Origin of the sequence: Fodinicola feengrottensis (genome assembly GCF_010993775.1) — a bacterium.
GTDB classification, from domain to species: Bacteria; Actinomycetota; Actinomycetes; order Mycobacteriales; family HKI-0501; genus Fodinicola; species Fodinicola feengrottensis.
In genome coordinates this window covers 1-13,530 of the sequence record NZ_WOTO01000049.1, presented here as the reverse complement: position 1 = coordinate 13,530, position 13,530 = coordinate 1, and the positions used below count along the sequence as shown (strand labels likewise).

17 protein-coding genes are annotated in these 13,530 nt (G+C 64.7%); 9 read left to right on the top strand and 8 right to left on the bottom strand.

The genetic code is table 11. The features are described from left to right. The first annotated feature begins 122 nt into the window (after positions 1-122). From GNX96_RS65620 to GNX96_RS35030, 6 genes are all read left to right on the top strand, one after another. The gene (locus GNX96_RS65620) at positions 123-1,136 is read left to right on the top strand and encodes a homocysteine S-methyltransferase family protein (RefSeq protein WP_390624223.1); all 1,014 of its coding nucleotides are present in this window, start codon (positions 123-125) and stop codon (positions 1,134-1,136) included. Next, positions 1,112-3,931, top strand: coding sequence for a methionine synthase (gene metH / locus GNX96_RS35045; RefSeq protein ID WP_390624222.1), 2,820 nt, complete (start codon positions 1,112-1,114; stop codon positions 3,929-3,931). Before GNX96_RS65620 ends, metH begins: the two co-directional genes overlap by 25 nt. 96 nt (positions 3,932-4,027) lie before the next feature. Then, a complete protein-coding gene (locus GNX96_RS61660) occupies positions 4,028-4,603 on the top strand; it encodes a TerD family protein (protein WP_313885853.1) in 576 nt (191 codons plus the stop codon). A 1-nt stretch (position 4,604) separates the two neighbouring features. Further along, positions 4,605-5,258 carry a vWA domain-containing protein gene (locus tag GNX96_RS61655; protein WP_313885852.1) on the top strand — a complete coding sequence of 218 codons (654 nt, stop codon included), beginning with the start codon at positions 4,605-4,607 and terminating at the stop codon, positions 5,256-5,258. Between the two features lie 88 nt (positions 5,259-5,346). Continuing rightward, positions 5,347-5,586: a hypothetical protein gene (locus tag GNX96_RS35035; RefSeq protein ID WP_163572171.1), complete on the top strand. Its 240-nt coding sequence runs from the start codon at positions 5,347-5,349 to the stop codon at positions 5,584-5,586. A gap of 225 nt (positions 5,587-5,811) precedes the next feature. Beyond that, a complete protein-coding gene (locus GNX96_RS35030; RefSeq protein ID WP_279582269.1) occupies positions 5,812-6,309 on the top strand; it encodes a hypothetical protein in 498 nt (165 codons plus the stop codon). A gap of 390 nt (positions 6,310-6,699) precedes the next feature. Here the strand turns inward: GNX96_RS35030 and GNX96_RS35025 are convergent, their stop codons facing one another. Then, the gene (locus GNX96_RS35025; protein ID WP_163572169.1) at positions 6,700-6,948 is read right to left on the bottom strand and encodes a hypothetical protein; all 249 of its coding nucleotides are present in this window, start codon (positions 6,946-6,948) and stop codon (positions 6,700-6,702) included. Between the two features lie 55 nt (positions 6,949-7,003). Between GNX96_RS35025 and GNX96_RS35020 the strand changes: the two genes are divergently transcribed. The 3 genes from GNX96_RS35020 to GNX96_RS57490 are packed head-to-tail and all read left to right on the top strand — an operon-like array spanning position 7,004 to position 9,350. Then, positions 7,004-8,014: a DNRLRE domain-containing protein gene (locus tag GNX96_RS35020; RefSeq protein WP_279582268.1), complete on the top strand. Its 1,011-nt coding sequence runs from the start codon at positions 7,004-7,006 to the stop codon at positions 8,012-8,014. Then, a complete protein-coding gene (locus GNX96_RS35015; protein ID WP_163572167.1) occupies positions 8,011-9,108 on the top strand; it encodes a hypothetical protein in 1,098 nt (365 codons plus the stop codon). Before GNX96_RS35020 ends, GNX96_RS35015 begins: the two co-directional genes overlap by 4 nt. After that, the gene (locus GNX96_RS57490; RefSeq protein ID WP_279582267.1) at positions 8,991-9,350 is read left to right on the top strand and encodes a LamG-like jellyroll fold domain-containing protein; all 360 of its coding nucleotides are present in this window, start codon (positions 8,991-8,993) and stop codon (positions 9,348-9,350) included. The genes GNX96_RS35015 and GNX96_RS57490 overlap by 118 nt, the downstream gene beginning before the upstream one ends. Before the next feature lie 141 nt (positions 9,351-9,491). Here the strand turns inward: GNX96_RS57490 and GNX96_RS35005 are convergent, their stop codons facing one another. The 7 genes from GNX96_RS35005 to GNX96_RS57485 all read right to left on the bottom strand — a co-directional run. Continuing rightward, the gene (locus tag GNX96_RS35005; RefSeq protein WP_163572165.1) at positions 9,492-10,007 is read right to left on the bottom strand and encodes a hypothetical protein; all 516 of its coding nucleotides are present in this window, start codon (positions 10,005-10,007) and stop codon (positions 9,492-9,494) included. A gap of 1 nt (position 10,008) precedes the next feature. Then, positions 10,009-10,929 carry a hypothetical protein gene (locus tag GNX96_RS35000; RefSeq protein WP_163572164.1) on the bottom strand — a complete coding sequence of 307 codons (921 nt, stop codon included), beginning with the start codon at positions 10,927-10,929 and terminating at the stop codon, positions 10,009-10,011. An 82-nt stretch (positions 10,930-11,011) separates the two neighbouring features. Beyond that, positions 11,012-11,305: a hypothetical protein gene (locus GNX96_RS34995; protein WP_163572163.1), complete on the bottom strand. Its 294-nt coding sequence runs from the start codon at positions 11,303-11,305 to the stop codon at positions 11,012-11,014. A gap of 97 nt (positions 11,306-11,402) precedes the next feature. Further along, positions 11,403-11,999: a LamG domain-containing protein gene (locus tag GNX96_RS34990; RefSeq protein ID WP_163572162.1), complete on the bottom strand. Its 597-nt coding sequence runs from the start codon at positions 11,997-11,999 to the stop codon at positions 11,403-11,405. Then, the gene (locus GNX96_RS34985; RefSeq protein WP_163572161.1) at positions 11,977-12,132 is read right to left on the bottom strand and encodes a hypothetical protein; all 156 of its coding nucleotides are present in this window, start codon (positions 12,130-12,132) and stop codon (positions 11,977-11,979) included. Before GNX96_RS34985 ends, GNX96_RS34990 begins: the two co-directional genes overlap by 23 nt. Then, entirely contained in the window at positions 12,114-13,277 is a 1,164-nt protein-coding gene (locus tag GNX96_RS34980) for a LamG domain-containing protein (RefSeq protein WP_163572160.1), read from the bottom strand. The genes GNX96_RS34985 and GNX96_RS34980 overlap by 19 nt, the downstream gene beginning before the upstream one ends. Before the next feature lie 43 nt (positions 13,278-13,320). Then, positions 13,321-13,530: hypothetical protein (locus GNX96_RS57485; protein WP_279582266.1), on the bottom strand; the 210-nt coding region annotated here is incomplete at its 5' end.

The following is a 13,530-nucleotide window of genomic DNA, read 5'->3' as shown; positions in this document are numbered from 1 at the left end:
TGGCGCCTTGACCGTGCCTGGATGGGATACTGCTAACAAACCATTCGTGCATCTGGTGAGAGGCGGCGCTGGTGAGCCGGACGCCGAGGCTGACCCAGCCCTGCTGACAACACCCGGGGGACATGCCTGTGCCTGCAACGTCGCTGGTCCGGTCCGACGCCACCCAAGCCCTGACGGCCCTGTTGAGCTCGCGGATCCTGGTGCTCGACGGGGCGATGGGCACGATGATCCAGCGGCACACCTTCAGTGAGCAGGAATATCGCGGCGAGCGGTTCGCCGACTGGCACCGCGATCTGAAGGGCAACAACGACCTGCTGTCGTTGACCCAGCCGGCGGTGATCGGCGCGATCCACCGGGCGTATCTGGACGCCGGCGCCGACCTCGTCGAGACCAACACGTTCAACGCGCAGAAGATCTCGCTGGCCGATTACGGCATGGAGGAGCTCGCGTACGAGCTGAATTTCGAGTCGGCGCGGCTGGCCCGGCTGGCGTGCGACGCGGTCACCCAGGCGACTCCCGACCAGCCGCGGTTCGTCGCCGGCGCGATGGGGCCGACCAACCGGACCGGGTCGATTTCGCCGGACGTCAACGATCCCGGCGCCCGGAACATCACGTACGAAGAGCTGGTCGACGCGTATTTGGAACAGGCGAACGGGCTGGTCGACGGTGGCGCCGACCTGCTGCTGATCGAGACGATTTTCGACACCCTCAACGCGAAAGCGGCGATCTTCGCGCTGGAAACGCTGTTCGAGGAACGCGGCCGGCGGTGGCCGGTGATGATTTCCGGGACGATCACCGACGCCTCTGGCCGGACGCTGTCCGGCCAGGTCACCGAGGCGTTCTGGAACTCCGTACGGCACGCTAACCCGCTGCTCATCGGCCTCAACTGCGCGCTCGGCGCGGCCGAGATGCGGCCGTATCTGGCGGAGGTCTCGCGGATCGCCGACTGCTTCGTCTCCTGCTATCCCAATGCCGGCCTGCCCAATGCGTTCGGTGAGTACGACGAGGCGCCCGACCAGACCGCTGCGATCGTACGAGAGTTCGCCGAGAGCGGGCTGCTGAACCTGCTGGGTGGTGGTGCTGCGGCACCACGCCCGAGCACATCGCGGCGATGGCGGCGTGCGTGGTCGGCGTGACACCACGGGTGCCGTCCGAGCGTGCGCCGGCCTGCCGGCTGTCCGGCCTGGAGCCCCTCACCATCGTCGACGAGACGCTGTTCGTGAATGTCGGCGAGCGTACGAACATCACCGGGTCGGCGAAGTTCCGCAACCTGATCCGGGACGGCGATTACAACACCGCGCTGTCGGTGGCCCGCCAGCAGGTCGAAAACGGCGCGCAGGTCATCGACATCAACATGGACGAAGGCATGATCGACGGCATCGCCGCGATGGACCGCTTCGTCAAGCTGATCGCCAGCGAGCCGCCGGACATCAGCCGAGTGCCGCTGATGATCGACTCCTCGAAATTCGCCGTCATCGAAGCCGGTTTGCGGTGCGTACAGGGCAAACCGATCGTGAACTCGATCTCGATGAAGGAAGGCGAGGAGAAGTTCCGACGGGAGGCGTCGCTGTGCCGAAAGTACGGCGCCGCCGTGGTTGTGATGGCCTTCGACGAGGACGGCCAGGCGGACAACCTGGAGCGCCGCAAGGCGATTTGCGAGCGGGCGTACCACATCCTGGTGGACGAGGTCGGGTTCCCGGCCGAGGACATCATTTTCGACCCGAACATCTTCGCCGTCGCGACCGGCATTGAAGAACATGCCAACTACGGCGTCGACTTCATCGAGGCGACCCGCTGGATCAAGCAGAACCTGCCCGGCGCGCTGATCTCCGGCGGTGTCTCGAACGTCTCGTTTTCCTTCCGTGGCAACAACGCCGTCCGAGAAGCGATTCACGCGGTCTTCCTCTACCACGCCATCGCCGCTGGCATGGACATGGGAATCGTCAACGCCGGCGCGCTTGTCGTGTACGACCAGGTGGATCCGCGGCTGCGCGAGCGCATTGAGGACGTCATCCTCAACCGGCATCCGGACGCCACCGAGCGGCTGCTGGAAATCGCCGGTGAGTTCGCCGGCGACGGCAAGAAAACCGAGATCGTCAACGAGGCATGGCGAGAGCTGCCGGTCGACGAACGCATCACCCACGCGTTGGTCAAGGGCGTCGACGACTACGCCGAGACGGACACCGAGGAGTTGCGCGCGCTCATCGAGGCCCGCGGCGGCCAGCCGATCGAGGTCATCGAAGGCCCGCTGATGGCCGGCATGAATGTCGTCGGAGACCTTTTCGGCGCCGGCAAGATGTTCCTGCCGCAGGTGGTGAAATCGGCGCGAGTGATGAAAAAGGCCGTCGCGTATCTTATTCCCTTCATCGAGGCCGGAAAGTCGCCCGAGGACGCCGGACGCAGCAACGGCACGGTCATTATGGCGACCGTGAAGGGGGACGTACACGACATCGGCAAGAACATCGTCGGAGTCGTCCTGCAGTGCAACAACTATGACGTGATCGATATGGGCGTCATGGTGCCGGCGCAGAAGATTCTCGACGCGGCCAAGGAAAACGACGCCGATGTCATCGGCCTGTCCGGGCTGATCACGCCGTCGCTGGACGAGATGGTCACCTTCGCCGCCGAAATGGAACGCCAGGGCTTCGACATCCCGTTGTTGATCGGTGGCGCCACCACTTCCCGCGCGCACACCGCGGTCAAGATCGACAAGAAATACCACGGCCCAGTCATCTGGGTGAAAGACGCTTCGCGCTCGGTGCCGGTCGTCGCCGCGCTGCTTTCCGGCGACCAGCGACCGGGACTGCTGGCGGACGTACAGGCTGACTACGACTCGCTGCGTGAGCGATACGCTGCCCGCAGCGAGGCCAAAGTCATCCTCCCGATCGCCAAGGCGCGGGAAAATCGAACGCCGATCGACTGGACTGGCTATCACCCGCCGCGGCCGCGCATGCTGGCCCAGCAGGCGCCGGACGTACACCACGACGACGAGCGACCGCTCCGCTCGGCTACCCAGTTCGTCAAGACCTTCCACGATTACTCGCTCGCGGAACTGCGCGAATACATCGACTGGCAGCCGTTTTTCAACGCGTGGGAGATGAAGGGGAAATACCCGGACATCCTTAACAATCCCGCGTCCGGTGAGGCGGCGCGCAAACTGTGGGACGACGGGCAGCAGATGCTTGACCGGCTCATCGAAGAGAAGTGGATCAGCGCCTCGGGCGTGATCGGGCTGTTCCCGGCGAGCATGGTCGGCGACGACGATATTGAGGTCTACGCGGACGAAACCCGCGCCGAGGTGCGTACGACCCTGCGTGAGGTGCGCCAGCAGTCCGAGCACCGCCCGGGCGTGCCGCATCGGTCGCTCGCCGACTTTGTCGCGCCCAAGGAGACTGGATTGCACGACTATGTCGGCGCTTTCGCGGTCACCGCGGGACTGGGCATCACCGACAAGATCAAGGAATTCAAGGCCGCGCTCGACGACTACAGCGCGATTTTGCTGGAGTCTCTGGCGGACCGGCTGGCCGAGGCCTTCGCCGAACGGCTGCATCAGCGCGTACGCACCGAATTCTGGGCGTACCAGCCGGATGAGTCGCTTGACAACGAGTCGCTCATCAAGGAGAAATACGTCGGCATCCGGCCGGCTCCGGGCTACCCGGCCTGCCCGGAGCACACCGAGAAGCAGACGATCTGGGAGCTGTTGGACGTCAAGACCAACACTGGCATCGAGTTGACCGAGAGCATGGCCATGTGGCCTGGCGCCTCGGTCAGTGGCCTCTACTTCTCGCACCCGCAGTCGCAGTATTTCGTGGTCGGCCAGATTGGCCGGGACCAGGTCACCGACTACGCGGCCCGCAAGGGCCTGACCGTCGCCGCGGCCGAGAAATGGCTGTCGCCCAACCTTGGCTACCGCACCGACGACGACGAGTAGTTTTTGGCGCCCGAAAGGGCAAACTCCGTGGACCTCGGCTGAACGGCGAGAGCGCCACCCTTACGCTGCAAGTAAACCGGCGGCGAGAGGGTGGCAGTGGAACTGGGTCGAGGCGCTAACACGGCAGTGTCGGGCACCAGCCTGCGGATCGGGGTAGCCGGTGCCAGCCAAGGTACGGTCGATCTGTTTGTCTTGCAGTTGACCGAAAATCGGCGGGTGCGTACGGACAACGACTTGGTGTTCTTCAATCAGCCGGCCTCCCCTGAAGGCGCGGTCCGGCTCACCGACGGCAGCACGGTCGACATCAACCTCGGCCAAGTCCCCGCGGAGGTGGACATGTTGGCCGTCGCGGTTTCGTTGGACGACTCGGTTCCCGGCTCGTTGGCCACCGTCCCGTCGCTAGGCGTCACCGTCTCCGGCGTGGGCGATCCCGTACGCGCGATGGCCGGTGACCTGTCGTCGGAGCGGGCCGCGTTGCTCGTGGAGGTCTATCGCCGGGCCGGCGGCTGGAAAATCCGCAACGTGTCCCAGGGCTGGGCCGCCGGACTGTCAGCGGTGTTGCGGGAGCACGGGATCGACGTGGCGGAGTCCGGCAGCGAACCGCGTACCGCTCCTGGCGAGGAGAAGCTCTCCCTGAAAAAAGAAGGAAAAGCTCGACCTGCGCAAACGTGAGGTGGCGAAGGTCCTGCTGACCAAGCAGGCAGCGGCCGTGCGAGCGCGGGTTGTGTTGGTGCTGGACAAGACCGGGTCGATGGGCTCCGCGTACGAGGATAAGGTGGTGCACCGGGTCGTCGAACGAATGGTCCCGGTGGCCGTACAGTTGGACGAGGACGGCACGCTGGAGGCCTATCTCTATGCCAACAACTTCCTGAAACTGCCCGATTTGCGGGTAGGTGAGTTGGAGACCTGGCCGCAGCGTTTCCTGCACATGGAAGACATGCATGAGGGTCTCGACTACGACGCGATCGGTTACACGAATGACGAGCTGCCGATCATCGCGGAGGTGCTGGCCAGCGCGAAGCAGTCACCGTTGCCGACCCTCGTACTTTTCTTCACCGACGGCGGATTCGTGGAGGAAGACGAGATCGCGGAGCTGATGGTCCGCGCTTCCCACGAGCCGGTTTTCTGGCAGTTCGTCGGGATCGGCGAGGCCGACTACGGCGTGTTGGAGAAACTGGACGAGCTGCCTGGCCGATTGGTCGACAACGCCGGCTTCTTCGCCCTCGACGATGTGGACAAGGTCTCCGACAGCGAGCTTTACGAACGGGTGCTGGCCGAATTTCCGGCCTGGCTGCAAGCTGCTCGTACGGCAGGCATCATTCGCTAGTGTCCTCCTCACCGCGCGTCGGGTTTGTTGGGCTTGTGCTGCCGTTTACCTTTGTCCGAGACAGACTTCCGAGGGTGAGGGGCGCGCGTTGCCTGACAGACGGGTTCATCGGCATCAGAAGTTCCGCCCGGACGAGGCTGAATACGCGGCCGCCATGCAGGAGTTGCGCGACCGCGACCGCCTGATGAACGACTTCCTTCGCGCCAGCCTGCGCTGGGTCGCGGATGACCCAGAGGCGGCCTTGGCGGCACTCGCCCCCTTGTGGCCGACCCCTCGCCCCCGCGGCCGCCGCCCCATGTCGGCCACCGACGAGCCCCCACCTCGGTGACAAACGGATTCGCTGTCAGCACACCGATGTTCACTACCAAAACGTCAAGTTCGCGGCGGCGGGGTTGTACGAGGTTTGTCGTTCGGTTCGTGGGTGTCGATGCCGTACAACGTGCGAGCGCTAGACAGGGAGGGCGAGCTTTCCTCGAAGAAGGAGTCGGCATTGATCCAGAGTAAGAACCTCCCTCACATTCGCTCCCTAGTGACCGCCTGCACTGGCCTGCTGGTGACGGCTGCACTTCTCCTTAACCCGGCCGGCGCGTCAGCATCTCCGGCCGCCACTCACGTCGCCGCAAGGCCGGCCGCAGTGACGCAGCCGATGTCACCAGCGGATGAGTGCAGTACGGCCGAATTGCCGCCCGGGGCCTGTCTTTTCCCTGGAAAGATCAGCTGGACCAACTTCAGCTACGTCCAGTCAGCCAATGCCGAAATCCGGCTGACGCTTTATGCCGGTCAGTGGCTGGTGGTCAAGCCGAGGTCGACCGGTGACATCGTCATTTGGAATGCTCCCCAGGTCGGCAGCAACGGCCGCCGGGCGAGCTTCCAGTCCGACGGGAATCTGGCCGTCTACAACAGCGCGAACCAGGCGCTGTGGGCATCCAACACCTCGGCCGGCGGCGAGGCGAACGTGCTGGACATCCAGAACGACCACAACGTGGTGATTTACCAGTACACCGCGCTCGGCTACCGAGTGCGCTTCGCCACCAACACCAACGGCAGGTAAGAACACCCAAGATGGCCCATGCATCAGCGTGGGCCATCTCGGCTTTACGGGGAGGGTGATGTTTGTAGGCGAGACGCTCCCATAATTCATTGCATCGTCACTCGACAAATCCGGGTGAAAACCTCGCCCGGTAGCCTAACAAAAGTGACGGTAGCGGTCGATACGAATAAAACGGTCATTGAATGGTTAATGGCTCACGGCGTGCCGTATCGTCGGCAATCGGTGCGTTGATAAAGAATATTTGACTCCCTTCCTACTGACAGATGGCATCGCGGTGGGCTACCGTCTCGTTGCTACTTGTCGCGGGGGCAGGAAGGACAAATAGAACATGGCACGGGGGATTCGCGGGATACATCTGCGTCGCGAACGGTGTTCGCTGATTCGTTTACTTCATTTGTCCAGGCCGCGCGCAGTGGCTGGTGTGGCCGCCTTGGTGGTGGCGGCTGGTGTGCTGCCGGCGTGGGGCGCGCCCGCTGCGGCGGCGCCGGTGGCGGTTCCGCGCAAGCCCGCGGCGGCGGTGCCGTTGTTGGATGAGGCGGCGGCCGCGGTGAGGGCGAAGGCGACGGCCGCGCCTGTTGAGGTGTCGGCGTTGACGAATGAGACGCGGTTGGTGACGGCTAATCCGTCGGGCAGTTTCACGTTGACGGAGAATGCCCGTCCGGTACGCGTGCATCGTGGCACGAGTTGGGTGCCGGTGGATCTGACGCTTGTGCGTGCGGGGGATGGTTCGGTGTCGGCGGCGGCTGCGCCGACTTCGGTGGTGTTTTCTGGTGGTGGTTCGGGTCCGTTGGTGCGGATTGGTACGGGCACGGCGAATGTGGCGTTGAGTTGGCCCGGTGGTTCGCTTCCGGCGCCGTCGTTGTCGGGTGATATGGCGACGTACCCGAATGTCCTGCCGGATGTGGATTTGCGGTTGACCGCGGATGTTGACGGTTACACCGAGGTGCTGGTCGTCAAGACGCTTACAGCGGCGTCCAACCCTGCGCTGAAGGCGTTGCGGTTCGGGTTGGCCGCTACTGGCGTGTCGACCGTGAAGGACCGCGCCGGTGATATTGATTTCCGTGACGGTAATGGGAATGTGGTGTTCCATGCCCCGACGCCGACGATGTGGGACAGCCCTTCGGCGCCATCCAAACAGTCGCCGACTGCGACGGACCCACCGGCGACCGAGCCGGACCGGGTGGCGATGGGTGTGGACGTGTCGGCCAGTGCGCTGACGATCACACCGAACCAGGCAATGCTGACGGGTACGGGAACGCAGTTCCCGGTGTATCTGGATCCGTCGGTGTCGGCGGGGCGGCGGGCGTGGACGAGCGTGTGGGCGAAGTTCCCGACCACGTCGTACTGGAACTCGTCGGAGAATGTCGCTCGGGTGGGGCATGTGTCGGAACAGGGGGACGTGGAGACGAACCGGTCGTTCTTCTGGCTGGCGACGGACCCGGTGAACGGAAAGCACATTCTGTCGGCGACGTTGCGGGTGACGAATGCCTATTCGTACTCGTGTACCGCACGACCGGTGGATTTGTGGTTGACCGGCGCGATCACCTCGTCGACGACCTGGAATTCGCAGCCGAGTTGGATGCGCAAGCTGGGTTCGGTGAACGCGGCGAAGGGATATGACTCGTCGTGTCCGGCGGGTGAGTTGGAGTACAACGCGCTGTCGGCGATCCAGCAGCAGGCGGCGGCGGGGGGTGGCCTGGTGTGACCGTGGGGTTGCGCGCGGCGGATGAGTCGGACAGTTATGGCTGGAAGAAGTTCACGGCGTCCAACACTGCGATCGTGATCGAGTACAACACGGTCCCGGCGGCGCCTACGTCGATGTCGGTGTCGGAGAACAAGCCGTGTGTGATTGGTGCTGACCGTCCGACGATTGGTACGGCGACGCCGACGGTGTATGCGACGATGCGGGACGCTGATGCCGGCCAGAATCTTCGGGCGCGGTTTCAGTGGTGGACGACGAACAGTGTGCTTAAGGGCGAATATCTCACGTCGTTGCAGAATCCGGTGAACACGGTTTTCCAGGCGCAGGTGCCGGCCGGGATGTACGCCGATGGTGGTGACATTTCTTGGCGCGTACGCGCCGAGGACGGCACCGATGTCGGCCCGTTTTCGACGTGGTGCGAATACCACGTCGACGCCACCCACCCTGAACATTCTCCGACGGTGGCTTCGACGCAGTTCCCGACTGGTGGTCAGTTGGGGAATGGTGTTGGCCGAACCGGGACGTTCACGTTCGGCCCGAACGGTGAGGTGGGTGTTGTCCGGTACGCGTACGCGGTGAATTCCACCACGATGGATGTGAATCGGTCTGTGCCGGCGACCGGATTGGGGATGTTCGGCGCGCTGGGCGTATACGCCGACGACGCATCGGGACAACTTCCTGATGGTGTGGACATTGGACGCTGCGAACAACCCGAGTCCGCCCACGCAGTATTTCTTTGTGGTGGACGAGCCGACACCTGTGTCGGGGCAGTGGCTGCTCAACGACGGCTCCGGATCCACCGCGGCGGACAGCAGCGCGGGCGGTGGGCATCCGTTGTCGTTGCCGGCGTCGGGGACGAGCTGGGCGGCTGGCCGGGAGGCCGGCGGTGTCGCTTTCGCTGGTGGTGTGGCGACGACAGGCGGTTCGGTGGTGGATTCGGCGAAACCGGTGACGGTTTCGGCGTGGGTGTCGCTGTCGAATGTCTCGGTGTCCTCTGCGGTGGTGGGTCTTGGTGGTTCGCGTACGACGGCGTTGTCGTTGCAGTACGCGGCAGGTTCGCATTCGTGGGTTCTGCGTTCGACCAGCGCGGACACTGATACCGCGACGGTCACGTCGGCTACTGGTGGCCCGGCGCCGGTCGCGGGGGGTGTGGACGCATCTGGTGGGCTTGTATGACCCGGGCGCGGACGGCGCTGCGCAGTTGCGGTTGTACGTGAACGGTGTCCTTGCCGGCTCGGCTGCGGTGTCCGCTGTGTGGACCGCCGGCGGCGGGGTGCGGGTGGGCGGTGACCTGCAGGCGGGACGAATGTGTGTTGCTGTTGCAGGGAAGTGTGGATGATGTGCGGGTGTGGGACCGGGTGTTGACGGATGCGGAGATCGCGGCAGGCGACGTGTGGTTTACTGCACGTCGCACCCGTCCCAGATCCTGGTGGTGATTTTCGCAGCATTTTCCATCCGAAAAAACGACGGCGAGAACCGGTTACTGCACGTCGCACCCGACGCGCAGATCTGGTCGAACGGCACATCCGGCCAATACCCCGCGTTCGCCGCCGTCAGCTCGACGGCGCGCGGTGATCGACCCGGACGGGACGCATCTTTCGGTGACATCAAACGCGATCTGCGCCGTCGCGCCGGTATACGCGGCGCCGTCGCGGAACCCGTACTCGATTTTCGCGAGATTGTCCGCGGCGGTGTAGGGGGTGTTGTCGGTGGCGACCAGGTTCCGGCCGTACGAGTTCGTTTCCTTGTTGTAGTAGTAACCTTGCGCGTTGCCGTTCGAGTCCACGACGTAGTCCAGGTTCCACCGCCACGCCTGCTGACACGACGATCCCGCGAACGTCGCGGCATGGCACGGCTCCCCGGGCTGGTTCCCGAACACCGGGACGGTGTCCACCGAGTTCGTTTCCAGCTTCCCGGTGGTCCACCCCGGCAAGTGGTTCTCGCCGAAAATGTAACGGGTCCCGTCTGGGGTGGTGACCACCCATTTCTCGCCCACGTCACCGCCCGAGCCCGGCTGCGCCGCCGTCGCCGTTGGGTGCGCCAATGAACTTCTGCACCCTGGTGCCGTCATCGACCCGCAGTTTCCACTGATCCGGGTGGTTCACGTCATGGACCAGCTCGACGGCTTTCCCGTTCAACGACAGGGTCGCGTTGTCGCGCTGCCAACACAGGTCACCGGTTTTGACAGTGTTGTTGCCGCCGGTCATGTCATCGCCGCAGCCCTGGAACTTTCGTTCGATGAACCCCGGCCGCAGATCGAAACCCTCACCGATCCACGAAGGCTGATTGTTCGTCGCCGCGACCCGGCCATCCACCGACCCAGACGAATACCCCAACCCCAACTTCGGTGCAGCGCCGCCGGTCGAAGGCGGTGCCCGCAACGGATACGACCAAGAGAAATCCCCACCTGAGCCGCCGGCGGACCAGGTCGCTGACGGCGCCAACGAGGTCGCGCTGAAATCCCCAGAATCACCCGCCGTCGTACCGGCCGCCGCCACGAACGTGCCCTTGCTGGATGCCGGCACGTTCGCGGTCAGCGTCTTCTTGCTGGAGTTGTTCTTGGTCAGCAGCGGAACCAGCCGGCACGCTGGCGCCGCTGGGGTGCTCAGAGCGCAGGCGGGGACGGTAAACAGTGTGAGCCGGTTGCCGTAGTCACCGCCGTACGCGTACTTGAACCCGTCGTACGACACCGAAACCGACACCGACGCCCCATCCGGAACAACGTTCGCCCTCGACGGCCCGCCCGGCGCTGGAATCGACCCGGTGTCGGTGACCGACAGCAACGCGCCCAGAATCCCGGCCTTCGCGTCGCGGCCCGATCGGCGAACGTAACCCGCACCGTGCGCCCATTCGCCGGAGCCGCTTGTGCCTTCGGCGACCCGGGGGCCGGTTTCGCCGCTGGCACAGGACTCACCCATACCGGCAACGCCCCAGCCCTGAGCGCACTGCCGCCCACATCGCCGCCAGGCACGTCCACGGTCGCCGTGCCAGCCGGCCAGGTCACCGGCCCAGGCTTAGTGAAAGCGTCTCGCGCTGGCGCCGGTGGAGCTGGGTTCGCGGCCAGCGGGCGGGTCGCGATCCGCCGATCCGGGTTCGGTAGCGACGACACCGTCGGCGCGGGCGCGGCGGTGGCGGGCCGGGGGGATCCCAGCTCACCGGCAACGTTGCCGCCAGCAGCAACGCCAACCCAGCCGCCAACACCATCAGCGCGCGCCGCCTGAGCGCGCGCGCGGCGAGACGGGGGCACCCCCGAAAAACGCCGTACCAGGACATGCCGGTGAACAGTTGACGCACCGCGAACCTCCACTGCCAAGCGGCCACACACTTGCCCGTGGACCGAAACGACAAGCAAACGACACAAACCAGCCGCGCCCGATAGAGGCGCTATTTTCTAAGCGGAGCCAGTGAAAATCCCATAGATCTGATCGTCGGTCAACACACCCGAGTACGCCCGCACGTCGTCGATCTGGCCCGGCCAGTAATTCGTCACCACACTGTTGTAGCGGCTCGCGCCGATATGCAGCGACCCGGTCGCGTTCCACATGGTCGCCGGCGCGGGCATCACCGTCGGGCCGCCGTTGCCGTTCGTATCGGGTGTGGTGTTGCCGTTCACATACAGCCGCAACTGCTTATGCGGCGCGTCATACACGACGGTCAGGAAAACCCACTCCAACGGGCCGCCCGCATCGAACGCCGGCGCGGACGAATTCACCCGCACCAACGGCGGACTCGTCGCGTCCTTGGTCGGGATCACGTACGACCACTGATTCGTGTCCTGCTCGTACTGCAAAATAAACCCGCTGGACACCGACCCATCCTGCGACACCACGCCAGCGAACTTCGACGCATTCGCCAGCCGCGCCCACGCGGTCACCGTATAACTGCCATCCGTACGCAACACCGAACCGCTGGTAGCCGCGAACGAGTTCGTACCATTGGCGTCCAAAGCGAAACCCGGCGGCCGTTCAATCCAAGCCGCGTTCGACAACGTCGCGGCTTTCCCATACCCACTCGCCCGCCGCCGTCGAACCGGTTCCCTCATCGAAACCCCAGCGGCCCACCAGCACCGCCTCGGTCGCCGACGCCGCGATCTCCGCATCCGTCAACACCCGGTCCCACACCCGCACATCATCCACACTTCCCTGCAACAGCAACACATTCGCGCCCGCCTGCAGGTCACCGCCCACCCGCACCCCGCCGCCGGCGGTCCACACACAGCGGACACCGCAGCCGAGCCGGCAAGGACACCGTTCACGTACAACCGCAACTGCGCAGCGCCGTCCGCGCCCGGGTCATACAAGCCCACCAGATGCGTCCACACCCCCGCGACCGGCGCCGGGCCACCAGTAGCCGACGTGACCGTCGCGGTATCAGTGTCCGCGCTGGTCGAACGCAGAACCCACGAATGCGAACCTGCCGCGTACTGCAACGACAACGCCGTCGTACGCGAACCACCAAGACCCACCACCGCAGAGGACACCGAGACATTCGACAGCGACACCCACGCCGAAACCGTCACCGGTTTCGCCGAATCCACCACCGAACCGCCTGTCGTCGCCACACCACCAGCGAAAGCGACACCGCCGGCCTCCCGGCCAGCCGCCCAGCTCGTCCCCGACGCCGGCAACGACAACGGATGCCCACCGCCCGCGCTGCTGTCCGCCGCGGTGGATCCGGAGCCGTCGTTGAGCAGCCACTGCCCCGACACAGGTGTCGGCTCGTCCACCACAAAGAAATACTGCGTGGGCGGACTCGGGTTGTTCGCAGCGTCCAATGTCCACACCATCAGGAAGTTGTCCCGATGCGTCGTCGGCGTATACGCCAGCGCGCCGAACATCCCCAATCCGGTCGCCGGCACAGACCGATTCACATCCATCGTGGTGGAATTCACCGCGTACGCGTACCGGACAACACCCACCTCACCGTTCGGGCCGAACGTGAACGTCCCGGTTCGGCCAACACCATTCCCCAACTGACCACCAGTCGGGAACTGCGTCGAAGCCACCGTCGGAGAATGTTCAGGGTGGGTGGCGTCGACGTGGTATTCGCACCACGTCGAAAACGGGCCGACATCGGTGCCGTCCTCGGCGCGTACGCGCCAAGAAATGTCACCACCATCGGCGTACATCCCGGCCGGCACCTGCGCCTGGAAAACCGTGTTCACCGGATTCTGCAACGACGTGAGATATTCGCCCTTAAGCACACTGTTCGTCGTCCACCACTGAAACCGCGCCCGAAGATTCTGGCCGGCATCAGCGTCCCGCATCGTCGCATACACCGTCGGCGTCGCCGTACCAATCGTCGGACGGTCAGCACCAAATCACACACGGCTTGTTCTCCGACACCGACATCGACGTAGGCGCCGCCGGGACCGTGTTGTACTCGATCACGATCGCAGTGTTGGACGCCGTGAACTTCTTCCAGCCATAACTGTCCGACTCATCCGCGCCGCGCGCAACCCACGTCACACCAGGCACCCGCGCCGCGCGGCTGGCTCGCCGACAAGCGCGTTGTACTCC